Origin of the sequence: Sphingobium sp. TCM1 (assembly GCF_001650725.1) — a bacterium.
In the GTDB taxonomy this organism is placed as follows: domain Bacteria; phylum Pseudomonadota; class Alphaproteobacteria; order Sphingomonadales; family Sphingomonadaceae; genus Sphingobium.
This window is the reverse complement of sequence record NZ_LXVX01000039.1, coordinates 43,402-69,753: the sequence shown is the minus strand read 5'-3', so window position 1 is coordinate 69,753 and position 26,352 is coordinate 43,402. Positions and strand designations below refer to the sequence as shown.

Below are 26,352 nucleotides of genomic sequence, written 5' to 3'. Positions count from 1 at the left end.
CCCTCTCGTTGCCGCAGGAGACCGCGCCGGGCCACTCGAACCACATTTGGATGGAGTGAGTGAAGCCGTGAATAATCCCGTTCGTATGCCGGGCTATGGCGCCAGCCGGTCGGTCGATACCGATGCCGGGCTGCGCGCGCACATGCTGGGCGTTTTCCGCAACATGGGCCTGGGCCTGGTCATTACCGGCCTCGTCGCCTTCGCGATCGCCAATACGCCGCCTCTGGCTGCGGCCATCTTCGGTACGCCGCTCAAATGGGTGGCGATCTTCGCGCCGCTGGCGTTCGTCTTCTTTTTCACCTTCCGCATCGAGAAGATGAGCACGGCCGGCGCGCGCATGGCCTTCTGGGCCTTTTCCGCCGTGATGGGCGTGTCGATGGCCAGCATCTTCCTGGTCTTCACCGGCGGCAGCATCGCGCAGGCCTTCTTCTCGGCGGCGGTCATGTTCCTCGCCATGGCGCTGTGGGGCTATACCACGCAGCGCGACCTGACGAAGATGGGCAGCTTCCTGATCATGGGCCTGATCGGCATCATCGTCGCCAGCCTCATCAACCTGTTCATCGGTTCGTCGGTGATGGCGATGGTCGTATCGATCCTGGCGGTGGTGATCTTCACTGGCCTGACCGCCTGGGACGTGCAGCGCATCAAGTCCGAATATTTCTACTATGCCGGCCATGAGGTGGCGCAGAAGATGCAGGTGATGGGCGCGCTGTCGCTCTACCTCAACTTCATCAACCTCTTCCAGGCGCTGCTCAGCCTGACGGGTGAGCGCGAATAATGCGCGATCCCGCTCAGGTATCGGCGATGCTCTGTCCGGTCTGTCATATCGGCCTCGCCATGACGGACCGGCAGGGGGTGGAGATCGACTATTGCCCGCAATGCCGGGGCGTCTGGCTGGACCGGGGCGAACTGGACAAGATCATCGAGCGATCGGCGCAGGCGAGCGTGCCGACGCCGCAGCCTGCGCCCTTCGCCCAGCCAAGCTATCGGCCGGACCGGGATGACGGGCGCTATTATCAGAAAAAGCGCAAGAAGAGTTTTCTGGAAGAACTGTTCGATTGAGGAAAGGCCGGTCCCGATGGGGCCGGCCTTTTTCGTTAGTGCGCCGCGCCCCAGCTCGGCCCGGTGCCGATCTCCACGCCCAGCGGCACGCTCAGTTTCACAATGGGTTCGGCGGCTGTCTCCATGACCTGACGGATGACTGCGCTGGCCGCCGCCACATCGCCTTCGGGCAGCTCGAACACTAGTTCGTCGTGGACCTGGAGCAGCATCTTCACGCTACCCAGACCCGCCGCCTCCAGCGCCGGTCCCATGCGCGCCATCGCGCGCTTGATGATGTCGGCGCTGGTGCCCTGGATCGGGGCGTTGATCGCAGCGCGTTCGGCGCCCTGCCGTTCATGCTGGACCGCCGCCTTGATGCGCGGGAACCAGGTCTTTCGCCCGAACAGCGTCTCGGTATAGCCGGTTGTCCGGGCCTTCTCGATCGTCTCGCTGATATAGATGCTGATGCCGGGAAAGCGCTCATAATAGCGGCTGATCATGTCCTGCGCCTCGTCCGCGCTGATCTCCAGCCGCCCGGCCAGGCCCCAGCGCGAAATGCCGTAGAGAATGGCGAAGTTGATCGTCTTCGCCCGGCCGCGCGTGTCGCGATTGACCTCTCCGAACAGTTCCTGCGCGGTACGGTTGTGAATATCCTCGCCCGCCTCGAAGGCGTCCTTGAGCGCCGGCACATCGGCCATGTGCGCCGCCAGCCGCAGTTCGATCTGGCTATAGTCCGCGGCCAGGATGACATTGCCCGGTTCGGCCACGAACGCATGGCGGATCTGGCGGCCGACCTCGGTGCGGATGGGGATATTCTGGAGGTTCGGGTCGGTCGAGGACAGCCGCCCGGTCTGCGCCCCGGTCAGCGAATAGCTGGTATGGACGCGCCCCGTATCCCTGTTGATCTGCGCCTGGAGCGCATCGGTATAGGTCGACTTCAATTTCGATAATTGGCGCCATTCCAGCACCTTGCTGGCAATCGGCGCGCCCTGCGCCGCCAGTTGCTCCAAGATGGTGACGTCGGTGGAATAAGCGCCCGACTTGCCCTTCTTGCCACCCTTGTAGCCCAGCTTGTCGAACAGGATCGCGCCAAGCTGCTGGGTCGATCCGATGGCGAAGGGCTGGCCGGCAATCTCGTGTATGTCCGTCTCCAGCGCGGCGATGCCGGCGGTGAATTCGGCCGACAGGCGCGACAGATGCTCGCGATCGACCTTGATCCCCTGATGCTCCATCTTGGCGATCACCCCGACCAGCGGCCGGTCGACCAGTTCATAGACGCGGTTCGCGCCTTCATTGGCGATGCGCGTCTTGAACCGTCTCCACAGGCGCAGCGTCACGTCGGCATCCTCGGCCGCATATTCGGTCGCGCGGGGTAGCGGCACTTCGGCAAAGCTGATCTGGCTCTTGCCGGTGCCGACCACCTCCTTGAAGCTGATGCATGTGTGATTGAGGTGGACCCGCGCTGCTTCGTCCATGCCATGCCCTGCCAGCGACTGTCCGGCGTCGAGGTCGAAGCTCATGACGATCGTGTCGTCATAGGGCGCGATCTCGATCCCGTGGCGGCGTAGCAAGGTCAGGTCATATTTCAGATTCTGGCCGATCTTGAGGACGGAGTCGTCTTCCAGCAGCGGTCTCAGCTTCGCGAGGACCAGCGCCTTGTCGAGCTGTTGCGGCCGCTCGGCGAACATGTCGGTCCCGCCATGGCCGACCGGGATATAGCAGGCCTTGTTCGGGCCGGTGGCAAGGCTGATGCCGACCAGCGCGCAGGACACGCAATCGAGCATGTCCGTCTCGGTGTCCACCGCCACCAGACCTTCGGCACGGGCAGCCGCGATCCAGCGGTCGAGCCCCTCTTCCGTCACGACCGTCTCGTAGAGGCTGCGGTCGATCGCCGGTTCGTCCGCCGGAGCGGGAGGAGCGGGTGGCGCCGTGTCGGTCGCAACGGCGGCGGTCGCTGCCACCGCGACGGCAGCGGCGGGCGCGCCAAGGCGGTTGAGCAGCGTCTTGAAGCCGTGATGCGACAGGAAGGCCTGCAACGGTTCGGGCGGAATGCCCTTCAAGGTCAGCTCGTCCAGCGGTTCGGGCAGGTCCATCGCGTCATGCAGCGCCACCAGCCGCCGCGACAGCCGTGCCATATCGGCATGGGCGATCAGATTTTCCTGCATCTTCGATTTCTTCATCGACGGCGCGGCTTCGAGCGCGGCCTCCAGCGAGCCATATTCGGTGATCAGCTTCGCCGCCGTCTTCGGGCCGATGCCCGGCACGCCGGGGACGTTATCGACGCTGTCGCCCATCAGCGCCAGCACGTCGCCCAGCTGTTCGGGCTGAACGCCGAACTTGCCCATGACATAGTCGGCGCCGCGCCGCTCATTCTTCATCGTGTCGTACATGTCGACGCCGGGCTGGATCAGCTGCATCAGATCCTTGTCGCTGCTGACGATCGTCACATGCCAGCCCGCGGCGACCGCCGCCTTCGTATAGCTGGCGATGATGTCGTCCGCCTCGAATCCGGCTTCCTCGATGCAGGGGAGCGAGAAGGCGCGGGTCGCGTCGCGGATCATGGGGAATTGCGGGACCAGATCCTCGGGCGCGGGCGGGCGGTTCGCCTTATACTGGTCGTACATGTCGTTGCGGAAAGTGTGCGACCCCTTGTCCAGCACGACGGCGAGGTGCGTCGGCCCCTCCGCCTTGCCCAGCTCCTCGGCCAGCTTCCACAGCATCGTCGTATAGCCATAGACCGCGCCCACGGGCTGGCCATGCTGGTTGGTGAGCGGGGGAAGCTGGTGATAGGCACGGAAGATATAGCCGCTGCCATCGACGAGATAGAGATGATTCTGGGTCATGGGGGAGGGGGATAGCGACTTTCGCCGCTCCCCTCCACCATGCTCAGCGCTTCTCGTGGTTCGCCGCGACCGCCCTCGACACCGCCTGCATCAGCGCCCAGCGTTCCGGGATCGACACGGTGGTGGAACCGATCATCACCGCCACCGCATAGCTGGTGCCGTCGGGAGCGGTCATGATGCCGATGTCGTTGAATCCGGTCGAGCGCGGCGGCAGGTCCTGCCCGGTCCCGGTCTTGTGCAGATAGGACCAGCCCGGCGGCACTCCGCCCTTGATCCGTTGCGGTCCGGTCTTGGCTTCCGACATGATCGTCATCAGCAGCCGGGACGACGCGGAAGAGAGCATGTCGCCCTCCTTCAGCTTCGCCAGCGCCTGGACGATCGAGGCCGGTGCTGCGCCGTCCGGCGGGTTGGCCAGATAATTGTCGAGCGCCTTCACCCGAACCGACATGGGCAGGCGCGAGCGGGCGGCGTAGAAATTGCGGCCCACCGAATAATCCTGCCGCCAGTCGAGGCCCGCCGTGGTCGATTGCAACAGCCGCTCACCGGGGCCGAAGCGGATATCCTTGATCATCCGCCGCGCCAGGAAGCCGCGCACCGCTTCCGGTCCGCCCGCCGCGCGCAGCAGCGCGTCGTTGGCGGTATTGTCGCTCTGCGTCATCGCGCGGCGCATCAGGTCGGAATAGCTGGTGGTCCAGCTGCCATTTTTGAGCATCGCGGCCGAGGGCTGATGGAACAGGGTCAGGTCGTTGCGGGTGATGGTGGTCGTGTCCGTCAGGCGCAGCTTGCCCCGGTCGACCGCGTCGAGGAAGGTCATCGACACCCAGAGCTTCGACACGCTCTGCTGCGGAAAAAGGGCGTTGCCATTCCAGGCCACGGTCCAGTCGGCGCCGATGCGACGCACGGCGATGCCCACCTTGCCGTTGAAGCTCTGACCCAGATTGCGCACGACATTGACCAGCGCGGGTGGCGGCGTTTCGCGCTGGTCGACGTCGCGATAGGGCTGGGGCGGATTGGCAACCGGGCGGATCGGCCAGCTGTTGGTGGTGGGTTGCGGGCGCGCGGGCAGCGGCTTTTGCGGGGCAGGGGCTGCGGCCTGCGCCCGGCGCGGGTCGGGTGCGCTCACGCAGGCGGACAGCGCCGCGATCAACAGGACCAGGCGCGCGGACCCGCCCCGGTTCGTCTTCGATGTCATCGTCTTCCCCGCACTCTCTTGCGGCCTCAAGGGATGGCTTGCCGGACGTTCCGGCAAGACCCATGCGACGAATGATTCCACAAATGCGATGTAAGGAGGATGAATGAGGAACGCTCTTGATCGAGGGCAAGGATCGCTCAGTTGCGGTTCAGCGGGGGACCGGCAATAGCGTCGGCATGGCGATGGTGATGGACAGGCGGGCGCTGCTGCTCGGCGGACTGGCGGCAGGCATGGTGGCGAGCGGAGGCACGGCATGGGCCGTGCCCTTCGCCTCGCGCCGCATCGCCATGACGGTGCGCGGGACGGGACGGGACGTGCTGTTGATCCCCGGCCTCGCCAGTGGTCCGGGCATCTGGAACGGGGTGCTGGGCGCGCTGCCGGGTTATCGCTTCCATCTGGTCCATGTGCGCGGCTTTGCCGGGCTGGCGGCGGATGCCAATGCCAGCGGGCCGCTGCTCCAGCCGGTCGCCGACGAGATCGCCCGCTATGTCGCCGCGGCCGGGCTGAAGCGCCCCGCCATCGTCGGCCACTCCATGGGCGGAACGCTGGCGATGCTGCTGGGGCTGAAGGGCATTGCTGGGCGCGTCATGGTGGTCGACATGCTGCCCGCCGGTGCGGCGATGGTCGGCGGCACGGCGGGCGGGCTGGGCTTCCTCGCCGACCAGATCGGCGGCTATCTGACCGGCACGGCGGCGGGACGACGCTATCTGGCGCAGATGGTCGCACAGGCGCCGGGCGCCAGCGGCAGCGATCCGGACGTCATCGCCAATGCGCTGCGCGACCTTGCCAATGTCGATCTCGAACCCCAATTGCCGCGGCTCGCCGCCGCGTTGGAGGTGGTCTATGCGGTGGGCGCCGACGCCGAACAGACCGCCGCCATCACCAGCCGGTTTCGCGCCGCCTATGCCGGGAAAAAAGGCGTGCTGCTGAAAGCCATCGGTCCTAGCGGCCATATGGTGATGGCCGACCAGCCCGCCCGTTTCCACGCATCGCTCAGGGAATTTCTGGCCGTTTGACCTCCATCAAACCCATGGGTGGGGAGGGGCGATAGCAGGGGGTTCCCGGATGCGCTTGCAGCGTGTCCCTCCTCCACCTCAAGGCGCGGCGTCCCCCCGGACACCGCGCCACTTTTTCGTCAGGGCGCCAGCACCGTGTCCACCGCCTCCGGCAGCGTCTCGGGATAGTCGAGCGTATAGTGCAGCCCCCGGCTTTCCTTGCGATGGAGGGCGGAGCGCACCACCAGCCGAGCAACCTCCAGCAGGTTGCGCAGTTCGATCAGGTCGGGCGTGACGCGGAAATTGCCGTAATAATCATCCACTTCCCTGGCTAGCAGGTCGATGCGGTGCTGGGCGCGCTCCAGCCGCTTGGTGGTGCGGACGATGCCGACATAGTCCCACATGAAGCGGCGGATTTCCTTCCAGTTATGCTGGACGATCACTTCCTCGTCGCTGTTGGTGACGCGGCTTTCGTCCCAGGGCCGGATCGGCGGGGGGCTGGGCAGTTCGTCCCAAGAGCTGCGGATATGCTTGGCCGCCGCTTCGCCGAAGACGAAACATTCCAGCAGCGAGTTGGAGGCGAGGCGGTTCGCGCCGTGCAGCCCGCTCTCGCTCACTTCGCCCGCGGCATAGAGGCCGGGCAGGTCGGTCCGCCCGTCCAGGTCGATCACCACCCCGCCGCAAGTATAATGCTGCGCCGGGACGACCGGGATCGGCTCCTTGGTGATGTCGATGTCGAGGTCCAGCAGCCGCGCATATATGGTCGGGAAGTGATGCTTCACGAACGCCGGGTCCTTGTGACTGATGTCCAGATGAACATAGTCGAGGCCGAGTCGCTTGATTTCATGGTCGATGGCGCGGGCCACCACGTCGCGCGGGGCGAGTTCGGCGCGGGAATCGAAGCGGGGCATGAAGCGCTCGCCGCCGCCCGGCACGCCGGGCGGGAGCTTCAGATGCCCACCCTCGCCGCGCACGGCCTCTGTAATGAGGAAATTCTTGACCTCCAGATTATAGAGGCAGGTCGGGTGAAACTGGTTCATCTCCATGTTCGACACGCGACAGCCCGCGCGCCAGGCCATGGCGATGCCGTCGCCGGTCGCGCCGCGCGGCGCGGTCGAAAAGAGATAGGTGCGGCCCGCGCCGCCGGTGCACAGGATCGTCGCCCGGCCGAGCAGCGTATCGATGCGGCCGGTCTGCCGGTTGAAGGCATAGACGCCCCAGACATGGCCATCGCCCGAATAGCGTTCCCCATGACGGGAGGTGATCAGGTCGATCGCGACCATATCCTCCATCAGCGTGATGTTGGGATTGGCCCGCGCGGCCTTGAGCAGCGCGACCTGCACGGCATGGCCGGTGGCGTCGTCGACATGGACGATGCGACGGTGGCTGTGGCCGCCCTCGCGGGTCAGGTGCCAGCGTTCGCCGAATTCCTCGCCGCCGTTGAAGGGCACGCCGAGATCGGCCAGCCGCTCGATCGCGGCGGGGGCTTCGGAAACGACGAATTCCACGGTCGCCCGGTCGTTGAGGCCGGCGCCCGCGATCATCGTGTCATGGACATGCGCCTCGAAACTGTCACCCGCGTCGAGTACGGCGGCAATGCCGCCCTGCGCCCAGTTGGTGGAGCCACCGTCGAGCGCGCCCTTGGCCAGCACCAGCACCTTGCGGTCCTGCGCGAGGTTGATGGCGGCCGTCAGCCCCGCCGCGCCGGAGCCGATGATGATGACGTCATGGGTGGTGGTGGGCATCTGTGCTGTGCTGCTTCTTGCTTACTCCCCTTCCGCAGGCGGGAGGAGTTGATAAAAATAGCGATGTTACTCCAGAAAGATCGGGAAGGTCAGACCGATTTTCTTTCGATGACTGTCCAGTCGGGACGATAACCGTCTATCTCCCACAGATCATGCCGAAAGCCGGTGACGCTGGCTGCAAGTTCGATCGGAATGTCGAATATGAAATCCACTTCCGCACTTCCGGCATCTTCGTTTTTTTGGTCTAAAGACAGTTTGTCCTTGATCGACAGAAATTCTGGAGGTGGATTGCCGGAAACCGAAAGGTCGTGCAGCGATTGCTGCGCATCATGGGCTACGCTCCACATCTCAATGCCATCTTCTGCACCATGTGCGGCACTGTACATCACGCCTTCGTGCAACTGACAGCTAATGGCGCGTTTGGTCGGAAAGAGTAAATTGACTGGCTGCGTTGCGGCCCATTCGAAGTCGTTAGACCAAATTATACTCCAGCCATTACGCAATTGAACGGCCGAAAAAGGGCTTTCATTCGCCTCGTCGACTTCACCAGTATCCCGGAATCCCAAGGCATCCAGCAGCGCTCCTTTTTCGATGGCTTCAAAAGCCAGCCATGAGATTTTAAAGCCCACGATCCCTCTCCTTTAAAATCAGGCGGCCGCCGTCAGGTTCAGGAACACATCCTCCAGGTCCGGGTCGCGCGTCACGACATCCACGATGGCAAGACCGCTGGCCTGCACCGCGCTCAGCACCTGGCCCGCATTGGCGCGGTCCTTCATATAGGTGATGGTCAGCGTGCGTTCGCCGGACAGTTCGACCTTCTCGAAACAGGGCGCGACCGGCGCGACGGTCACGTCGCGGTCGACCGTCACCTGCACCACTTTTTCCTGCGCCATGGCCAACAATTCGCGGGTCGGCTTGTCGGTGATGACCTTGCCATGGTTGATGATGCCGATGCGGTCGCACAATTGCTCGGCCTCTTCCAGATAGTGGGTGGTCAGCACGATCGTCACGCCCATGGCGTTGAGTTCGCGGACATATTCCCACAGTTGTTGGCGCAACTGCACGTCGACGCCGGCGGTCGGCTCGTCCAGCACCAGGATCGGCGGCGAATGGACCATCGCCTTGGCCACGAGCAGGCGGCGCTTCATGCCGCCCGACAGCGTGCGGGCATAGGCGTTCGCCTTGTCCTCCAGATGCACCGCGCGCAGCAACTCCATCGACCGGCGCTTGCCCTTGGGCACGCCATAGAAGCCGGCCTGGTTCTCCAGCGTCTCATAGGGGGTGAAGAAGGGATCGAAGACGATTTCCTGCGGCACGATGCCGATGCTGTTCTTGGCGTTGCGCGGATGCGCGTCGATGTCGAAGCCCCAGATGCTGACATCGCCCGCCGTCTTGTTCACCATGCCGGCCAGGATGTTGATCGTGGTCGATTTGCCCGCGCCATTGGGGCCAAGCAGACCATAGATCTGACCGCGCGGGATCGACAGGTTGATGCCGTCGAGCGCGCGCTTTCCGCCCTTGTAGACCTTGGTCAGGTTACGGATCTCGATCGCTGCTTCTTGCGCGGGCTGGCGGGCGGGGCTGTCGGTCATGGCTCAACTCTATGGGGATCGAGGGCGGCGAAGGAAAGGGGTCAGAACTCCTCCGCAATATCCATCAGGCCCAGCAGCTTGTTCGGCGCGACCTGGCGCCAGCTGGACCGCAGCCGTTGCGCGATATGATCCCAGTCGGTGTCGCCCAGGTCCAGGCGGATGCCGACCCAGTCGGTGCCGAAATAGGCGGGGCGGTAATAGCGGTCGGGGTCGGCTTCAATCAGGGTCGCCTGTTCCTCCGGCGCGGTGGTTTTGACGAGGACCGCGATGATGCCGTCGCCATGATGGTCGCGGGTGAAATAGCCGAATTTCCTGCCCTTCACGATGCCGAAGCAAGGCATCCCGTGGGAGACGATCTCATCGGCCTGCGGCAGGGCGAGCGCGATTTCGCGTACCTTGTTCAGCAGCCAGTCGGGCTGGCGTTCGCGGGTGACGAAATCGGCGAGGGTGCGGGAATAAAGCTGATGCTCGGCGATCAGGATGCGCGCGGCGAGGCTGTCCGCCGTGTCGCCGGGCAGGATCGCCACCGGCGTCTGGCCCAGCACCGGGCCGTCGTCCAGTTCGGCGGTGACGATATGGACCGAGCAGCCGGCTTGGGCGTCGCCCGCGTCGATCGCGCGCTGGTGGGTGTCCAGCCCCTTATATTTGGGGAGCAGGCTGGGGTGGATGTTGAGCATCCGGCTTTCCCAGCCCGAGACGAATTCCGGCGAGAGCAGGCGCATATAACCGGCCAGCGCCACATATTGGACGCCCGCCGCGCGAAGCTGCGCGTCGATGATCCGGTCAAAGTCTGCGCGTTTCAGACCCTTGTGGCTCTGGCCGAAGGTCGCGATGCCCTCTGCGGCGGCGAGGGCCAGGCCCGGCGCGTCGGGATCGTTGGCCGCGACCAGCACGATCTCAAAGGGGCAGCTTTCCGCCTTGGCGGCGTAGAGCAAAGCCGCCATGTTCGACCCGCGGCCGGAAATCAGGACGCCGACTTTAGCCTTGTGCATAACAACATCCGTTCGGTTCGAGCGAAGTCGGGAACCCTCGCGCGACCGTTTCTCGACTTCGCTGGAAACGAACGGAGGGAAGCGAAGTTAGCCCAGATGCGTGGCCGACCAGTCGGCCTTCGCGCTCCAGCTTTCGGCGCTGCCCCGGACGGTGCAGCCCTTTTCACCCGCGACGACGGTGCCGATGCGATGCACCGTCTCGCCCGCCGTCTCCAGCGCGGAGGTAACGCCCGCGACATGGCTCTCGTCCACCGCCAGCACCATGCCGACGCCGCAATTGAACGTGCGCGCCATTTCCTCCGGCTCGATATTCCCCTGTGCCTGGAGGAAGGCCATCAGCCGCGGCTGTTCCCAGGCGTCGGCATCGACGATGGCGTGGCAGCCGTCGGGCAGGACGCGGGGGATGTTTTCCAGCAGGCCGCCGCCGGTAATGTGGGCGAGCGCATTGACCATGCCCGCGCGCACCAGCGGCAGCAGCGACTTCACATAGATGCGGGTCGGCGCCATCAGCGCGTCGATCAGCAGCACGTCCTGATCGAAGATCGCCGGACGGTCGAGCTTCCAGCCCTTGTCGGCGGCGAGTCGACGCACCAGCGAGAAGCCGTTGCTGTGAACGCCCGAGGAGGCGAGGCCGATCAGCACGTCGCCCGACTTCACCTTGTTGCCGGTCAGCGCCTTGTGCCGTTCCACCGCGCCGACGCAGAAGCCGGCGAGGTCGTAGTCGCCGTCGGCATACATGCCGGGCATTTCGGCCGTCTCGCCGCCGATCAGCGCGCAACCGGCGATCCGGCAGCCTTCGGCGATACCGGCGATGACTCGTTCGGCGACGCCGCTCTCCAGCTTGCCGGTCGCATAATAATCGAGGAAGAAGAGCGGCTCGGCGCCCTGCACGATCAGGTCGTTGGCGCACATGGCGACCAGGTCGATGCCCACGCCGTCATGACGGTTGTGGTCGATCGCGAGCTTCAGCTTGGTGCCCACGCCGTCATTGGCCGCGACCAGCAGCGGATCGTCATAGCCGGCGGCCTTGAGATCGAAAAAGCCGCCAAAACCGCCCAGCTCGGCATCGGCGCCGGGGCGGCGGGTGGCCTTGGCCAGCGGGGCGATGGCGCGGACAAGGGCGTTGCCCGCGGCGATGTCGACGCCAGCCTTGGCGTAGCTGTAGGATTCGTTGTCGCTCATGAGGCGGTCCCCTAGAGCAAAGGCGCGGAAAACGGAAGGTCGCATGGTTCACGCTTGGCATGTCTGGCAAATCCCGCCAAAAGGGCGCGCGTGAGCCTGAGCCAGACCTTTTTCCGCCTGCCGTTCCAGCCAGCCGCCCTTTCGCGCCTGCTTGTCCGGCCCGTCCAGATCATGATTGCCATCGGCATCGGCCTGGCGGCGGCGGCCCTTTTCGCGCAGATGGAGGGGGAGCGCGGCGTGCCGCCGATCGCCAGCGGCGGCGATTTCGAGGTGCGCGGGGTGAAGGTCGACGTTCAGGCCAAGGACGCCGACAGCGCCCGCTATGCCGGCTGGCGCATGGCGCAGCGGCAGGCATGGCGGATGCTGTGGAGCCGCACGCACGGTTCCGGAGCATCGGGCGGCGGCGCGCCGGCCCTTTCCGATTCGCAGCTGGAGGCGATGATCTCCGGCATCGAGATCGAATATGAACAGGCCGGCCCCAACCGCTATGTCGCGACCCTGGGCATCCTGTTCGACCGCGCGCGCACCGGCCAGTTGCTGGGCGTGTCGGGCAACGTCATGCGGTCGCCGCCGCTGCTGGTGATCCCGGTCCTGTGGGACGGCGGATCGGCCGTCTCCTATGAGCGGACCAATGAATGGCAGAAGGCCTGGGCGCGATACCGCACCGGGGACAGCGCGATAGACTATGTCCGCGTGGCGGGGTCGATCGCCGACCCGATCCTGTTGAACGCCGGTCAGACCGGGCGACGCGGACGCCTCTGGTGGCGTGTGCTGCTTGACCAATATGGCGCGGCCGACGTGGTGATCCCGATCGCGCGGCTCGACCGCGCCTATCCGGGCGGTCCCGTCACCGGCACCTTCACCGCGCGCTACGGCCCCGACAACAGCCTGATCGGCAGCTTTTCGCTGCGCGCCTCCAATGACAGCGGTATCGCCCAGATGCTGGACGAGGGCGCGCGCAGGATCGACGCGCTATATATCCGCGCGCTCAACGACGGCCGCCTGCGCCCCGACCCCTCGCTCATCATCGAGGAGCCGGTCGACCCAGACGCGCTGGCGATCGAGAATGCGGCCGAGGCGCCGATCGAGGCGATCGACCTGCCCATCCAGGCGAGCAGCACGACCAGTGTCGCGATCCAGTTCGACACGCCCGACGTCAGTTCGGTGGGGGCGGGCGAATCGACGGTGCGCGGCATACCCGGCGTCCGGTCGGCCGCGACCAGCAGCCTGGCGCTGGGCGGGACATCGGTGATGCAGGTCAGTTTCGAGGGGACGGTCGAGATGCTGCGCAATGCGTTGCAGGCGCGCGGCTACAGCGTCGCCATGTCCGGCAATATGCTGCGGATCACGCGGCGGCAGGCGCCCCCGCCATCGCAATGAGCCAGATCAGCCTGCCCCTGGAATGGCATGGCGGCGCGGGCGCGGGCGATTTCCTGGTCAGCGACGCCAATCGCCTGGCCGTCGCCCATCTGGAGCGCTGGCGGGAATGGCCGCTGTCGGTGAGTGTGCTGACCGGCCCGCCGCTGTCTGGCCGATCGACGCTGTCGGGCCATTTTGCGCGGATGAGCGGGGGCGAGATCATCGACGACGCGCAGGGGCGGGACGAGCATTATCTGTTCCACGCCTGGAACGAGGCGCAGACCCGGCGCCGCCCCCTGCTGATGGTGGGCGATGCGCCGCCGGCCAGCTGGACCGTGGCGCTGCCGGACCTGCGATCCCGCCTCGCCGCGGCACCGCATGTCGCGATCGAGGAGCCGGACGAAGGGCTGGCCCGCGCGCTGATCTGCCGCGCCTTCGACCTTGCGGGGGCGAGCTATGCTCCCGATCTGCCCGACTGGCTGTTGCGTCGGGTCGAGCATCGCTATGGCGCGATCGCGGAGGTCACGCGGCTGCTCGACCGGGCGGCACTGTCATCCGGCCGTAAGATTTCGGTCGCAATGGCGAAAGAGACCCTGCAATCGGCAGGATTTCTGCCTATAGTCCTGCCTGATCCCTCCACCGACCAGCGCGAGTAATCCGTGGCCGAAGCCGATCCCATCGCCAGCCTGGCCACTGCCAGCGACCGCTATTTCAACCGTGAGCTGTCGTGGCTGGCGTTCAACCAGCGCGTGCTGGAGGAGGCGATGAACCGCGCCCATCCTTTGCTGGAGCGGCTGCGCTTCCTGTCGATCTCCGGCGCGAACCTGGACGAATTCTTTTCCGTCCGGGTCGCCGGGCTCAAAGGCCAGCAATTGCAGGATGTCGACATGTGGTCGGCCGATGGGCTGACCCCGGCGCAGCAGCTGGCGGCCATCACCGACGCCACCGCGACGCTGATGCGCGCCCAGCAGAAGGTGTGGGGCGCGCTCCATGGCGAACTGGCGCAGGTGGGGGTCGAGGTGATCGGCCCGTCCGCAGAGATGGATACGGCCTGCGGCGAATGGCTGCGGGAGCATTTCCTGACGCAGATATTCCCGATCCTGACGCCCCAGGCGCTGGACCCCGCGCACCCCTTTCCCTTCATTCCCAACCAGGGTCTGTCGATCGTCTTCGACCTGCAACGCCTGTCGGACAAGCAGCCGATCCGCGAACTGGTGATGATCCCGTCGTCGCTCGCCCGGTTCGTGCGTATCCCCGGCGAACCGGCGCGCTACATGTCGCTGGAGGCAGTGATCCGCCGCTTCTCCGCCGATCTCTTCCCCGGCTATCGCGTCCGCAACAGCGGCGTGTTCCGCATCATCCGCGACAGCGACATCGAGATCGAGGAAGAGGCGGAGGATCTGGTCCGTTATTTCCGCAGCGCCATCAAGCGCCGGCGTCGTGGCCGGGTGATCCGCATGGAAATCGAGGAGCGGATTCCCGAGCCGGTCGAGGAGATGTTGCAGGACATGCTCCAGGGCCATGAAGCCAGCGTCGTCGAGGTCGAGGGCTTCATCGGAATCGGTGACCTGTCCGGCATCGTCGACGTGGACCGTCCCGACCTCAAGTTCGAACCCTATGCCCCGCGCTTTCCCGAGCGCATCCGCGAATATGGCGGCGACTGTTTTGCCGCGATCCGGGCCAAGGATATCGTCGTCCATCACCCCTATGAGGCGTTCGACGTCGTCATCTCCTTCCTGAAGCAGGCGGCGACCGACCCCGATGTGGTTGCGATCAAGCAGACGCTCTATCGCGCGGGCAAGCAGTCGGCGATCATCCGCGCACTGATCGACGCGGCGGAGGCGGGCAAGTCGGTGACGGCGGTGGTCGAGCTGAAGGCCCGGTTCGACGAGGAACAGAATCTGATGTGGGCCGACGCGCTGGAACGCGCGGGCGTGCAGGTGGTCTATGGCTTCATCGACTGGAAGACCCATGCCAAGGTGTCGATGGTGGTCCGCCGCGAAGGGGAGCAGTTCCGCACCTACTGCCATTTCGGCACCGGCAATTATCATCCGGTGACCGCGCGCATCTATACCGACCTCAGCTTTTTCACCGCCGATCCGGCCTATGGGCGCGATGCGGCCGCCCTGTTCAACTATATCACCGGCTATGTCGAGCCGCAGCGGCTGGAGAAACTGGTCATGTCGCCCCGCGACCTGCGCAACACGCTGTGCGCCTGCATCGATGCGGAGATCGAGCATGTCCGCGCCGGGCGGCCTGGAACCATCTGGGCCAAGATGAATAGTCTGGTGGACCCGGCGATCATCGAGAAACTCTATGCGGCCAGCAACGCGGGCGTCCAGATCGACCTCATCATCCGCGGCATATGCTGCCTGCGGCCCGGCGTGCCGGGCATGTCGGAGAATATCCGGGTGAAGTCGGTCGTCGGCCGCTTCCTGGAGCATAGCCGCATCGCCGTGTTCGGCAATGGCAAGGCGCTGCCCAACAATGGCGCGAAAGTCTATATCAGCTCGGCCGACTGGATGCCGCGCAACTTCGACCGGCGCGTCGAATTTCTGGCGCCGGTGGAAAATGAGACGGTCCATGACCAGATATTGGACCAGGTCATGGTGGCCAATCTGATCGACACCGAACAGAGCTGGTCGCTGGACCGGGACGGCCATTATACGCGGCTGGAGCCGGGCGAAAAGCCGTTCAATCTGCATCGCTATTTCATGACCAACCCGTCGCTGTCCGGGCGCGGTGCCGCGTTCGACAATGAAGCGGTGCCGACCCTGCGCCTGCGCGGGAAAGCCTGACGCCCATGAACTCGATGCTGAGCCGTGTCCGCGCCGTCGCCGAACAGATGGCGACATCGCCCGAACCGGCCCATGCGCGCACCGCCATCATCGACATCGGTTCCAACAGCGTGCGCCTGGTCGTCTATGACGGGCCGCGCCGCATCCCCTTCATCCTGTTCAACGAAAAGGTGATGGCGGGGCTGGGGGCGTCGCTGGCCAGAACCGGCGCGATCGAGCCGGAGGCGATGGATCGCGGCCTGCGGGCGATCGGCCGCTTCGCCCATCTTTGCCGCGCGATGAAGGTGACGGCGATACGCTGCGTCGCCACGGCGGCGGTTCGGGATGCCACCAACGGCGCCGAATTCATCGCCCGCGCCGCGGAGATGGGCCTGACCGTCGAGCTGCTGACCGGCGCGCAGGAAGCGATCGGCGCGGCGATGGGCGTGCTGTCGGGCATTCCCGACGCCGACGGGATCGTCGGCGATCTGGGCGGCGGCAGCCTGGAACTGGCGCGGGTGCGGGGCGGGGTGGTCCAACAGACGATCTCCCTGCCGCTGGGCGTCCTGCGGCTGCCGCAGATACGCGCCAAGGGGCCACGCGCGCTGGAGCGCACCGTCGCCAAGATGCTGGACAAGGCCGGGTGGAAGCCCGAGCCGGGGCTGCCCTTCTACCTGGTCGGCGGGTCGTGGCGGGCGCTGGCGCGGTTCGACATGCAGCTGACCCATTTCCCGCTGCCCGTGGTCCACCAATATGAGATGACGGCGGCGCGCGCCGAGCAGCTGACCCGGATCGTGTCCCATGTCGACCGGGTGCGGCTGAAGCAGATCCCGGCCATGACCGGATCGCGCGTGCCGACCCTGCCCGACGCGGCGGCCCTTCTGTCGGTGGTGGTCCGGCAGCTCAAGTCCAGCCGCCTCGTCGTGTCGGCCTATGGCCTGCGCGAAGGGCTGCTCTACGAGGATCTGCCGGAGGATATTCGCGCCCATGACCCGCTGCTGGTCGCGGCCGAGGCGGAAGGGGAGGCGCAGGCGCGCTTTCGTGGCCATGGCGACCGCATCGACCGTTGGATCGCGCCGCTCTTTCCCGATGATGATGCCGCCGCCCGGCGCATCCGCCGCGCTGCCTGCCTGCTCGCCGACGTGAGCTGGCGCGCCAACCCGGACTTCCGCGCCGAACGTGGCGTGGAAATCGCGCTGCACAGCAACTGGGTGGGCATAACCGCGGCGGAACGGGCGATGCTGGGGCAGGCGCTGCACAGCCATTTCGGCGGGGGCCTCAACATGCCGCCGGGGATCGACCGCATCGCCAGGCCGGAGGCCGTCCGCCGCGCCGCGCTCTGGGGGCTGGCCATCCGCCTGGCCCAGCGTCTGTCGGGCGGCGTCGAAGGGCCGCTGGCGGTGTCGCATCTTGCGCGGGTGGGCGATCGGATCGACCTGCACATGCGCGGCGAGGACGCCGATCTCTATGGCGAGGCGGTGGAGCGCCGGCTGCGCAACCTGGCGCAGGCGATGGGCGTGAAATATCAACTGCTGGGCGTGTAGGGCAGGCCGATCGGCGGGTTTCGGGGACGGGCAGGGAGCGAGCGCAACGTCTCGATCCGGCGCACGCTTGGCGCCCCACCCCTGAACCCCCATCTTCCCCCGCCCTGCAATTGCCGTTAAGGGCGGCAGATGACTTCCACGCCCGCGCCCATCAGCCGCTCGCTCTTCGTCTTTTCCATCTTCTATGGCGGCATGGTCTGTATTGCGGGCGTGCTGGGGAACAAGCAGGTCGCGCTGGGGCCGCTGTCGGGCATCGGGCCGATGGTCGGGCTGGGGCCGCTGGCGGTGGAGGCGGGGATCTTCGCCTTCCTGCTGCTCGTCACCATTTCCAGCGCGGTCGCCGAACTCCATGGCCGCGCCGTCGCCAGCCGGCTGGTGCAGATCGGCTTCCTGCCGCTGATCGCGTCGATCTTGCTGTCGATCGTCGTGCTGGCCGCACCGGCCGCGGGGGACATGGACCCCAAGCGTGCCGAAGCCTTCGCGATGATGATGGGCGGCACGCCGCGCATCTGGCTGGGCGGGATCATCGCCTATGGCATTTCACAGACGCTGAACGTCACCCTGTTCGCGGCGCTCAAGGGGCAGGAGGGTAGCCAACTGCTGTGGCTGCGCGCGGCCGCGGCCAGCATATTGTCGCAGATCGTCGACACCCTGCTGTTCGTCACCATCGCTTTCTATGGCGTGTTTCCGATCGGCGAACTGCTGCTGGGCCAGATGATGGCCAAGGTGCTGTTGTCCGCCCTGCTGGTGCCGCCGGTCATCTATCTGCTGGTCGGGCTGGGGCGGCGGCTGGATCGCTGAGCGCGCCAGGGCGACAGCGAACTGGACAGCTGGTTCGACATGGCGCTTTTTCATTGCTTAGCTAACTAATTTTAGAGTGTCGCCGGCGTTGTAACGGGGGGCGGGACTTGCGCCTTCCTGCCGAAAAATACGTGCCTTGCGCGCTCCGCTTCCCGACCGCGCGCGAAGCGGACGGCGTGGGCCGCCAGTCTCGCGCGGGGCGGCGGCGGCGCGCAAAACTTGCGATGCGGGGCATATGGTCTTATGCGCGCGCGCATGAACAGCAAGCACGCGCCCGATCCGGCCCTCCTCGCCAAGGCCGAAACCCTCGTCGAAGCCCTGCCCTACATGCAGCGCTATGCGGGCAAGACCTTCGTCGTCAAATATGGCGGCCACGCCATGGGCGACCCCGAAGCCGCGCGCGATTTCGCCGAGGATGTCGTGCTGATGAAGGCGGTCGGCATCAATGTCGTCGTCGTCCATGGCGGCGGGCCGCAGATCGGCGCGATGCTGAAGAAGCTGGGCGTCGAATCGCAGTTCGTCGGCGGCCTGCGCGTGACGGACGCGGAAACCGCCAAGATCGCCGAAATGGTGCTGGCAGGGTCCATCAACAAGGAAATCGTCGGCTGGATCGCCGGCGCGGGCGGCCGCGCGGTCGGCATTTCGGGCAAGGACGGCGGGCTGGTGGTCTGCGAGAAGGTGCTGGGCAAGCGGGAGGCGGACCCCAATTCGGGCATCGAGCGCAATGTCGACCTGGGTTTCGTCGGCGATCCCGTCTCGGTCGACCGCTCGATCCTCGACACGCTGGCGCAGAACGGCATCATCCCGGTCGTCGCGCCGGTGGGCATCGGCACCGACGGCCATACCTATAATGTCAATGCCGATACCATGGCCGGCGCGATCGCGGCGGAACTGAAGGCCGCGCGTTTCTTCCTGCTGACCGATGTCGCGGGCGTGCTCGACAAGCAGGGCCAGTTGCTGACCGACCTCGACCCCGCCGCCATCCATGTGCTGGAAGAGGATGGCACGATCAGCGGCGGCATGATCCCCAAGCTGGAAACCTGCGTCCGCGCGGTCGAGGGCGGGGTGGACGCCGCGGTCATCCTGGACGGGCGGGTACCGCACGCGATGCTGCTGGAAATCTTCACCGATCGCGGCGCGGGCACGCTGGTGCGGAAGTAGGTGCCGTCATGACGCTCACCACATTTCTCGTGCCGACCTATGTGCAGATGTTGAAGACGCTGTCGGGTTGGCTGGACAAGGCGCAGGCGCAATGTTCTGCCGCCGATGCGGAGGCTTTGCTGTCGGCGCGGCTGGCGCCCGACATGTTTCCACTGTCCACGCAGATCCGCTTTGCCTGCGTGCAGGCGTGGGAAGCGGTGTGTCGATTGCAGGGCGAGCCGTTTCCGGCATCTCTGGACGCGCTGTTGAACGAAGGGCGCGACGCGGGGGAACGCCCCGGTTCGATCGTCGACGCCAAGGCCCGGATCGCCGAAACCGTCGCCCTGCTGGAAGGACTGCCGACCGACGCGTTGGACATGGATGCCAGTGCGGCGATCGCGCACGCGCTGCCCAACGGCATGGTTCTGGACCTGACGGCCGAACAATATGCGCGGGACTGGACGCTGCCCCAATTCTACTTCCACCTCATGACGGCCTACGCGATCTTGCGGGCGCAGGGGGTGGCGCTGGGGAAAGCCGACTATGTAACACATATGTTGGGCCATGTCCGGCCCGGCACGCTTCCCGCAGCCTGATAGCCGCAAGCGGGGGTGGCCCGGCCCCGGCGGCAGAATTTGTCCTGTCGTTGGTGGATTTTGCGTCGCACCATTGTTGCGACACGCTAGGCTTGTGGCGAGGTGGCTGCCTCGGCTAGAGCGGCGTCCAAGCATCCTACGGAGACCTGTGTGTCCTACGCCCTCTATCAGATCATCGTCATCCTTCTGGATGTGCTGTGGTGGATCATCATCATCCAGGCGATCATGAGCTGGCTGATCGCCTTCAATGTCGTCAACATGGGCAATGATTTCGTCCGCACCGTCATGGTCGCGCTCGACCGGATGACCGCGCCCATCTATAACCCCATCCGCCGGGTGATGCCGGACCTCGGCGCGCTCGACCTGTCGCCGATGGTCGTGCTGCTCGCCATCCTCATCATCCGCCAGGCCATATTGCCGCCGCTCTTCGGAATGGTGTGACCGTCTGGACGCAGGCCGGCAACGACCTGCTGCTGAGCGTCCGGCTGACCCCCGGAGCGGCGAAGGATGACTTGGGCGGCGGCTGGACCGACGCGCACGGCGCGCGCTGGCTGTCGGCCCGCGTGCGCGCGGTACCGGAAAAGGGCAGGGCCAATGGCGCGTTGATTGCCCTGCTGTCGAAACGGCTGGATTGGCCCAAAGGGGCGATTTTGCTGGAATCGGGCGACACCAACCGGCTAAAGCGGCTGAGGATCATCGGCGGAGGACGCGCGTCGGCGCGCCTCGTCGCCCTTATCGATACATGGGTAGAAAAGACATGACCATCGGCAAGCTCATTGACGGCAAGGCCTTCGCGGCGGGACTGCGCGACAAGATTGCCAGCGGCGTCACGGACTTCACCGAACGGACCGGCCGCAAGCCGGGCCTGGCGGTCGTGCTGGTCGGCGAAGACCCGGCAAGCAGCGTCTATGTCCGCTCCAAGGGCAAGATGACCGTCGCGGTCGGCATGGAGAGCTTCGAGTTCAAGCGCCCCGACAGCATCGGCGAGGACGACCTGCTCGACCTGATCGAGGAGCTGAACCATGATGAGCGGGTCGATGGCATCCTGGTCCAGCTGCCGCTGCCCCGGCATATAGACGAGGCCGCGGTGATCGGCGCGATCGACCCGGCCAAGGATGTGGACGGCTTCCATGTCGTCAATGCAGGACGGCTGGCGACCGGGCAGGAGGCGCTGGTGCCCTGCACGCCGATGGGCTGCATCATGTTGCTGAAGGATGAGCTGGGCGACCTCAGCGGCATGGAGGCGGTGGTCGTCGGCCGCTCCAACATCGTCGGCAAGCCGATGGCGCAGCTGCTGCTGGCGGAAAACTGCACCGTCACCATCGCGCACAGCCGCACCCATGACCTGGCGAGCGTCGTCCATCGCGCCGACATCGTCGTCGCCGCCGTCGGCCGCGCGGAAATGGTCAAGGGCGAATGGATCAAGCCCGGTGCGACCGTGATCGACGTCGGCATCAATCGCGTCGCCGATACCGAGGAAGAGGGCAGGAGCCGCATTGTCGGCGACGTCGCCACCGCCGAGGCGCTGGCCCATGTCCGCGCCATCACCCCGGTGCCCGGCGGGGTCGGCCCGATGACGATCGCGGTGCTGCTGCGCAACACGCTGGTCGCCGCCCATGCCCGCGCCGGACTCGCGAAGCCGGAGGGGCTGTGAAGGGGCGGCTGGCGCTCCTGACCGCCAGCCTCTTCGCGCTGGTCGCCGCGAAACCCCCGATGCGCTTCCAGCCCGATCCCAGTTCGGTGATCGCGGCGGAAATCGCCTTCAACCGGCTGGCGCAGGAAAAGGGGCAATGGACCGCCTTCCGCGCGACGGCGGCCGACGACGCTGTGATGTTCGTGCCGCAGAAGGTGCTGGCCAGGGACTGGCTGAAGACGCAGGCCGACCCGCCCGCATCGGTGAGCTGGGCGCCGTCCATCGTCCATGTCTCCTGTGACGGCAATCTGGCCGCCAGCACCGGCAACTGGACGCGGCCGGACGGATCGGCCGGCTATTTCACGACGATCTGGCGGCGCGACAGGAAGGGGCGCTGGCAGTGGATTCTCGATCATGGTGACCGGCTGGCCGCGCCCCGCGCCGTGCCCGAGTTCCTGACGGGCAAGGTCGCCACCTGCAAGCGCGGCGCCCGCCCGGACGGACCGCCGCCGGGCGCAAAGCCGGGGAAGGGGAGCGACATGCCGCCGCCGCCCGACGAGAGCCTGGTCTGGAGCGCCGATGTCGCGCCCGACCTGAGCCGCCGCGTCACGGTGAAGATGTGGACCGGCGAAACCTATGAAACCGTGATCGACGACAGGGTGCAGGCGAGCGGAGTGGCCGGATCATGATCGCACTTTTCCTTTCCGCCTTCGTCACCCTGTTCGTGGTGATCGACCCGCCGGGCTGCGCTCCCATCTATGCCAGCCTGACCGCCGGCGCGAGCCAGGCGCAGCGCCGCGCGATGGCGATCCGCGCGGTCGGCATCGCGGCGGCGATCCTGCTGGTCTTTGCGCTGTGGGGCAAGCAGCTGCTGGGCGTGCTGGGCATCGCGCTCGACAGTTTCCGAATCGCGGGCGGCATCATGCTGTTCATCATCGCGATGGACATGGTGTTCGAAAAGCGCACCCAGCGGCGCGAGGACCGGGCGCAGAAGCTGAACGCCGAAGAGCCGCATGTCGAGGATGTGTCGGTCTTTCCCATGGCAATGCCGATGATCGCCGGGCCGGGATCGATCGCCACGGTCATGCTGCTGATGTCGCGCGCCAATGGCATCGCCGAACGCGGCGTCGTGCTGGGCGCGGTGGTGTTGACGCTGGCTTTGATGCTGGGATCGCTGCTGGCGGCTGGGCCGCTGATGGCGCTGCTGGGGCGGAAGATCGAGGCAGTCATCACGCGGCTGCTGGGCGTTCTGCTGGCGGCGCTGGCGGCGCAGTTCGTGATCGACGGGATCAAGGCGAGCTTCTAGGCGGCGGGGGGCGCCGGGCCTGGAGACGGGGAACCGGGGCGTGGACGCGGACAGGGGTGGCTTCGCATTCCGCCGCGCCGATTGACGCGGCGCAGCATCGCGGTCAGTTACGGGGCGAGAGAGGCAGGGTAGATGCGAATCGTCATCATCGACGACAGCGGGCTTCGCGCGACCGTCCTGGAGGAGGGGCTGCGCGAGGCGGGCTATGACGATATCCACATCGTCCCGCCGCGTGGCGCCTTCGTCGCGCGGCTGGAGCGCATGGCGCCCGACGTGGTGCTGATGGACCTGGGCAGCCCCAGCCGCGACACGCTGGAGGAGATGCTGACCGTCAGCCGCGCGCTCGCCCGGCCGATCGCCATGTTCGTCGATCAGTCGGACGACAGCATGATCGGCGCGGCGATCGACGCGGGCGTGTCTGCCTATGTCGTCGACGGCCTGCGCAAGGAGCGGGTGAAGCCGGTGCTGGAACTGGCGGTGCGGCGCTTCAACGCCTTCGCCAAGATCCAGACCGAGCTGGACGAGGCCCGCACCGCGCTCAGCGACCGCAAGATCATCGACCGCGCCAAGTCGATCCTGATGAACCAGCGCGGCCTTTCCGAACAGGATGCCTATGCGCTGCTGCGGTCGAGCGCGATGAACCAGGGCAAGAAGATCGTGGACGTGGCGCAGGCGCTGATCACCGCCAGCGACCTGCTGGGAGGAGGGCTATGACGACCGAACTGAAGATCGCCTTCCTGCCGCTGACCGACGCCGCTGTCCTGATCGCAGCGCGCGAGCAGGGCTTTGCCGAGGCGGAGGGGCTGGCGCTCCAGCTGGTGCGGACGACCAGCTGGGCGACGCTGCGCGACCGGCTGGTGTTCGGGCAGGTCCATGCCGCGCACATGCTGGCGCCGCTGGCGGTCGCCGTGACGCTGGGCCTCAGCCAGCAGGCCGCGCCGCTGGCCGCGCCCTACAAGCTGAACGTCAACGGCAACATGCTGGTGATGGCGACCGATTTCGCCAAGGCGCTGGAGCCGGACGTCGCCGCGCGGCTGGCCGACCCGCTGGGCACCGCGCATGATTTCGCCGCCGCGATCGGCCTGTGGCGGCGCAAGCCGGTGATCGGCGTCGTCCATCGCTTTTCCAGTCATGCGATCATGCTGCGCTACTGGTTGGCGAGCGCGGGGGTCGACCCGGACAAGGATGTGGTGCTGCGCGTGCTGCCGCCGTCGCTGACGGTAGAGGCGATGCGCGCGGGCGAGATTGACGGCTTCATCGCGGGCGAGCCATGGGGCAGCGCGGCGGTGGAGGCGGGGCTGGCGGAGACGGCGGCGATCGGCGAGCGCATCTGGCGGCGCGGCGTGGAGAAGGTGCTGGCCTTCCGCGAGCCCTGGCTGGAGGAAAATCCCGATACTGTCGACCGGTTGCTGCGCGCGCTGGCGCGGGCGGCGGCCTGGTGCGACGATCCGGCGAACCATGCGGCGCTGGCCGAGCTGATGGCGGCGGCGCGCTATGTCGACCAGCCCGCCGAGCTGATCCTGCGCGCGCTGGGCGGCCGGATCGTCGCGCGGGCGGGCGAGCCGGCGATCGCCAATCCTGATTTCATGCTGTTCAGCCGCGAAGCGACGCCCTTTCCCTGGCGCAGCCAGGCGCTGTGGATCTATTCGCAGCTGGTGCGCTGGAACATGGTGGCGCATGACGCCGCGACCGCGGCGAAGGCCGGGGCGGTGTTCCGTCCGGACATTTTCCGCCGCGCGCTGGCGGACAGCGACGTGCCGATGCCCGGTGCCAGCATGAAGCTGGAAGGGGCGGTCGACCTGCCCTTGGCGGTGGGATCGCGCCGGGGCGAACTGACCCTGGGGCCGGACCGGTTTTTCGACGGGCGGGTGTTCGATCCGGAAAAGATCGACGATTTCCTGGCGGGGTTCGCGCAGCCGCGCTGAGCGGCCTTGATTTTTGTGCCTTGCAACATGGCGCGAATCGCGAGATACTATCGGAGTCGCGCGATGAAGCGCACGTAAATCGGATGCGCCGTCCCAAGGTGGGGATCGCGTTTCCTCACCAGATTTTACAGCAAAGCCGCTGACCGGGCTCACCCCATGGTGATGTCCGGCCTGCGGCTTTTTTCATGTCCATTTGCTTTAATTGGGGACGTAGCATGGCAACCGCTTATTGGGATCGCGAGGAAGAGGGCCGGGCGCCCGCGCCCGCGACGAGCTTCTGGAAGGCCGGCCACACGCCGACGCTGATCGCCGCCTTTCTCTATTTCGACCTCGCCTTCATGGTGTGGGTGCTGCTGGGTCCGCTGGCGCCGATGATTTCCAAGACGCTGGCCCTGACCCCCGCCGAAAAGGGGCTGATGGTCGCGACGCCGACGCTGGCCGGCGCGCTGCTGCGCGTGGTCAACGGCCTGCTGGTCGACCGCATCGGCCCGAAAATGTCGGGCGCCATCAGCCAGGTGATCGTGATCGCCGGGCTGTTCACCGCCTGGATGGCGGGGATCGACAGCTTCGCCGGCACGCTGGCGCTGGGCGTGATCCTGGGCTTTGCCGGGGCGAGCTTCGCGATCGCGCTGCCGCTCGCCAGCCGCTGGTATCCGGCCGAACATCAGGGCAAGGCGATGGGTCTGGCCGGCATGGGCAATTCGGGCACGGTGCTTGCCTCGCTGTTCGCGCCGGGGCTGGCCAAGCTGTTCGGCTGGAATTCGGTGCTGGGCCTGGCCTGCATCCCGCTGACGATCGTGTTCATCGCCTATATGGTGATGGCGAAGGACGCGCCCAACGCGCCCGCGCCCAAGAAGCTGGTCGATTATTTCGCGCCCCTGAAGCAGGCCGATGCCTGGTGGCTGATGGCCTTCTACGCGGTGACCTTCGGCGGTTTCGTGGGCCTCGCCGCCAGCCTGCCGATCTACTTCACCGACCAGTTCGGCCTGACCCCGGTGGTCGCGGGATATTGCACCGCAGGATGCGTGTTCGCCGGGTCGCTGGTGCGGCCGATGGGCGGCGCGCTGGCCGACCGGATCGGTGGCGTCAAGGCGCTGATGATGGTCTATGTCGTCGCCGCGCTGGCGCTGGCGGGTGTCGCCTATTCGACCACGCTGGTCGGTGCGCTCGGCCTGTTCGTGATGGCGATGCTGGCGTTGGGCACCGGCAATGGCTCGGTCTTCCAGCTCGTGCCGCAGCGCTTCCAGGCGGAAATCGGCATCATGACCGGCCTCGTCGGCATGGCGGGCGGCATTGGCGGCTTCTACCTGGCCAGTTCGCTGGGCATCGCCAAGCAGTTCACGGGCAGCTTCGCGCCGGGCTTCCTGATCTTTGCCGGCCTTGCGATCCTGGCCTTTGCGGGCGTCGCGCTGGTCAAGACCAAGTGGCGTGCGACCTGGAATACCGGCGCGCGCATCTGAGTTGGAGAGGAGGGCGGCGGCCGTTACGGACCGCCGCCCCAGCTTTTTCGCCAGCGCGGCGTGGAATCGCTTGAGCTGGCCGACGATTCGCTTTATGTTGCAGTGCAAAGGACGAGGTTGTCCTTCCTACCATAGCCGCACTGGTCCAGGGACGGATCAGCAAGGCGCAAATGATGGCAAGGCCGCCATCCAGACTTTCGGTTTTCGAACCGGGGGTCCGGATGGCGGC

The 26,352-nt window shown here is 66.3% G+C and carries 25 protein-coding genes; 18 read left to right on the top strand and 7 right to left on the bottom strand.

Going from position 1 to position 26,352, the window contains the following annotated elements; translation table 11 throughout:
* Nucleotides 1–85 precede the first annotated feature (85 nt).
* The gene (locus A7Q26_RS20890) at nt 86–778 is read left to right on the top strand and encodes a Bax inhibitor-1/YccA family protein (protein WP_066863979.1); all 693 of its coding nucleotides are present in this window, start codon (nt 86–88) and stop codon (nt 776–778) included.
* Complete coding sequence (locus tag A7Q26_RS20885) at nt 778–1,062, top strand: TFIIB-type zinc ribbon-containing protein (RefSeq protein ID WP_066863976.1); 285 nt, start codon at nt 778–780, stop codon at nt 1,060–1,062. Before A7Q26_RS20890 ends, A7Q26_RS20885 begins: the two co-directional genes overlap by 1 nt.
* 35 nt (nt 1,063–1,097) lie before the next feature.
* Here A7Q26_RS20885 and polA read toward each other — a convergent pair whose 3' ends face one another.
* Together polA and A7Q26_RS20875 are read right to left on the bottom strand one after the other, a co-directional pair.
* Nucleotides 1,098–3,884, bottom strand: a complete 2,787-nt coding sequence (gene polA / locus A7Q26_RS20880; RefSeq protein ID WP_066863972.1) for a DNA polymerase I — start codon at nt 3,882–3,884, stop codon at nt 1,098–1,100.
* Nucleotides 3,885–3,927: 43 nt separating this feature from the next.
* Entirely contained in the window at nt 3,928–5,076 is a 1,149-nt protein-coding gene (locus tag A7Q26_RS20875) for a serine hydrolase (protein ID WP_066863968.1), read from the bottom strand.
* Nucleotides 5,077–5,252: 176 nt separating this feature from the next.
* Between A7Q26_RS20875 and A7Q26_RS20870 the strand changes: the two genes are divergently transcribed.
* Nucleotides 5,253–6,092, top strand: a complete 840-nt coding sequence (locus tag A7Q26_RS20870) for an alpha/beta fold hydrolase (protein ID WP_443018181.1) — start codon at nt 5,253–5,255, stop codon at nt 6,090–6,092.
* A 119-nt stretch (nt 6,093–6,211) separates the two neighbouring features.
* Here A7Q26_RS20870 and nadB read toward each other — a convergent pair whose 3' ends face one another.
* From nadB to purM, 5 genes are all read right to left on the bottom strand, one after another.
* Entirely contained in the window at nt 6,212–7,816 is a 1,605-nt protein-coding gene (nadB, locus tag A7Q26_RS20865; RefSeq protein ID WP_066863965.1) for an L-aspartate oxidase, read from the bottom strand.
* An 89-nt stretch (nt 7,817–7,905) separates the two neighbouring features.
* Entirely contained in the window at nt 7,906–8,445 is a 540-nt protein-coding gene (locus tag A7Q26_RS20860) for a hypothetical protein (protein ID WP_066863962.1), read from the bottom strand.
* A gap of 18 nt (nt 8,446–8,463) precedes the next feature.
* Nucleotides 8,464–9,408 carry an ABC transporter ATP-binding protein gene (locus A7Q26_RS20855; protein ID WP_066863959.1) on the bottom strand — a complete coding sequence of 315 codons (945 nt, stop codon included), beginning with the start codon at nt 9,406–9,408 and terminating at the stop codon, nt 8,464–8,466.
* Nucleotides 9,409–9,449: 41 nt separating this feature from the next.
* Entirely contained in the window at nt 9,450–10,400 is a 951-nt protein-coding gene (gene purN / locus A7Q26_RS20850) for a phosphoribosylglycinamide formyltransferase (protein ID WP_066863956.1), read from the bottom strand.
* Between the two features lie 87 nt (nt 10,401–10,487).
* Nucleotides 10,488–11,582 carry a phosphoribosylformylglycinamidine cyclo-ligase gene (gene purM, locus A7Q26_RS20845; RefSeq protein WP_066863953.1) on the bottom strand — a complete coding sequence of 365 codons (1,095 nt, stop codon included), beginning with the start codon at nt 11,580–11,582 and terminating at the stop codon, nt 10,488–10,490.
* 90 nt (nt 11,583–11,672) lie between these two features.
* On the opposite strand from purM, the gene A7Q26_RS20840 reads away from it, so the two are divergent.
* The 15 genes from A7Q26_RS20840 to A7Q26_RS20770 all read left to right on the top strand — a co-directional run bounded on the left by A7Q26_RS20840 (nt 11,673) and on the right by A7Q26_RS20770 (nt 26,123).
* Nucleotides 11,673–12,962, top strand: a complete 1,290-nt coding sequence (locus tag A7Q26_RS20840) for a hypothetical protein (RefSeq protein WP_066865202.1) — start codon at nt 11,673–11,675, stop codon at nt 12,960–12,962.
* The gene (locus tag A7Q26_RS20835) at nt 12,959–13,597 is read left to right on the top strand and encodes a chromosomal replication initiator DnaA (RefSeq protein WP_066863950.1); all 639 of its coding nucleotides are present in this window, start codon (nt 12,959–12,961) and stop codon (nt 13,595–13,597) included. The genes A7Q26_RS20840 and A7Q26_RS20835 overlap by 4 nt, the downstream gene beginning before the upstream one ends.
* Before the next feature lie 3 nt (nt 13,598–13,600).
* Nucleotides 13,601–15,739 (top strand): RNA degradosome polyphosphate kinase, encoded by a 2,139-nt coding sequence (locus A7Q26_RS20830; protein WP_066863947.1) that lies wholly within the window; start codon nt 13,601–13,603, stop codon nt 15,737–15,739.
* Nucleotides 15,740–15,744: 5 nt separating this feature from the next.
* Nucleotides 15,745–17,262 (top strand): Ppx/GppA family phosphatase, encoded by a 1,518-nt coding sequence (locus tag A7Q26_RS20825; protein WP_066863944.1) that lies wholly within the window; start codon nt 15,745–15,747, stop codon nt 17,260–17,262.
* A gap of 129 nt (nt 17,263–17,391) precedes the next feature.
* Nucleotides 17,392–18,063 (top strand): queuosine precursor transporter, encoded by a 672-nt coding sequence (locus A7Q26_RS20820; protein ID WP_066863941.1) that lies wholly within the window; start codon nt 17,392–17,394, stop codon nt 18,061–18,063.
* 243 nt (nt 18,064–18,306) lie between these two features.
* Nucleotides 18,307–19,224, top strand: coding sequence for an acetylglutamate kinase (gene argB, locus A7Q26_RS20815; RefSeq protein ID WP_066863938.1), 918 nt, complete (start codon nt 18,307–18,309; stop codon nt 19,222–19,224).
* Between the two features lie 8 nt (nt 19,225–19,232).
* Nucleotides 19,233–19,799, top strand: a complete 567-nt coding sequence (locus A7Q26_RS20810; RefSeq protein WP_066863935.1) for a DUF1993 domain-containing protein — start codon at nt 19,233–19,235, stop codon at nt 19,797–19,799.
* A gap of 150 nt (nt 19,800–19,949) precedes the next feature.
* Nucleotides 19,950–20,240, top strand: coding sequence for a YggT family protein (locus A7Q26_RS20805; RefSeq protein ID WP_066863932.1), 291 nt, complete (start codon nt 19,950–19,952; stop codon nt 20,238–20,240).
* The gene (locus A7Q26_RS20800) at nt 20,237–20,560 is read left to right on the top strand and encodes a DUF167 domain-containing protein (RefSeq protein ID WP_066863928.1); all 324 of its coding nucleotides are present in this window, start codon (nt 20,237–20,239) and stop codon (nt 20,558–20,560) included. Before A7Q26_RS20805 ends, A7Q26_RS20800 begins: the two co-directional genes overlap by 4 nt.
* A complete protein-coding gene (folD, locus tag A7Q26_RS20795) occupies nt 20,557–21,453 on the top strand; it encodes a bifunctional methylenetetrahydrofolate dehydrogenase/methenyltetrahydrofolate cyclohydrolase FolD (RefSeq protein WP_066863925.1) in 897 nt (298 codons plus the stop codon). The genes A7Q26_RS20800 and folD overlap by 4 nt, the downstream gene beginning before the upstream one ends.
* The gene (locus A7Q26_RS20790) at nt 21,450–22,121 is read left to right on the top strand and encodes a YybH family protein (RefSeq protein WP_066863922.1); all 672 of its coding nucleotides are present in this window, start codon (nt 21,450–21,452) and stop codon (nt 22,119–22,121) included. The genes folD and A7Q26_RS20790 overlap by 4 nt, the downstream gene beginning before the upstream one ends.
* On the top strand, nt 22,118–22,738 hold the full coding sequence (locus A7Q26_RS20785; protein ID WP_066863920.1) for a MarC family protein: 621 nt from the start codon (nt 22,118–22,120) through the stop codon (nt 22,736–22,738). The genes A7Q26_RS20790 and A7Q26_RS20785 overlap by 4 nt, the downstream gene beginning before the upstream one ends.
* Nucleotides 22,739–22,870: 132 nt before the next feature.
* A complete protein-coding gene (locus A7Q26_RS20780) occupies nt 22,871–23,452 on the top strand; it encodes an ANTAR domain-containing response regulator (RefSeq protein WP_066863917.1) in 582 nt (193 codons plus the stop codon).
* Nucleotides 23,449–24,663, top strand: coding sequence for an ABC transporter substrate-binding protein (locus A7Q26_RS20775; RefSeq protein WP_066863914.1), 1,215 nt, complete (start codon nt 23,449–23,451; stop codon nt 24,661–24,663). The genes A7Q26_RS20780 and A7Q26_RS20775 overlap by 4 nt, the downstream gene beginning before the upstream one ends.
* A 215-nt stretch (nt 24,664–24,878) precedes the next feature.
* Nucleotides 24,879–26,123, top strand: a complete 1,245-nt coding sequence (locus A7Q26_RS20770) for a nitrate/nitrite transporter (RefSeq protein WP_066863911.1) — start codon at nt 24,879–24,881, stop codon at nt 26,121–26,123.
* Nucleotides 26,124–26,352 lie beyond the last annotated feature (229 nt).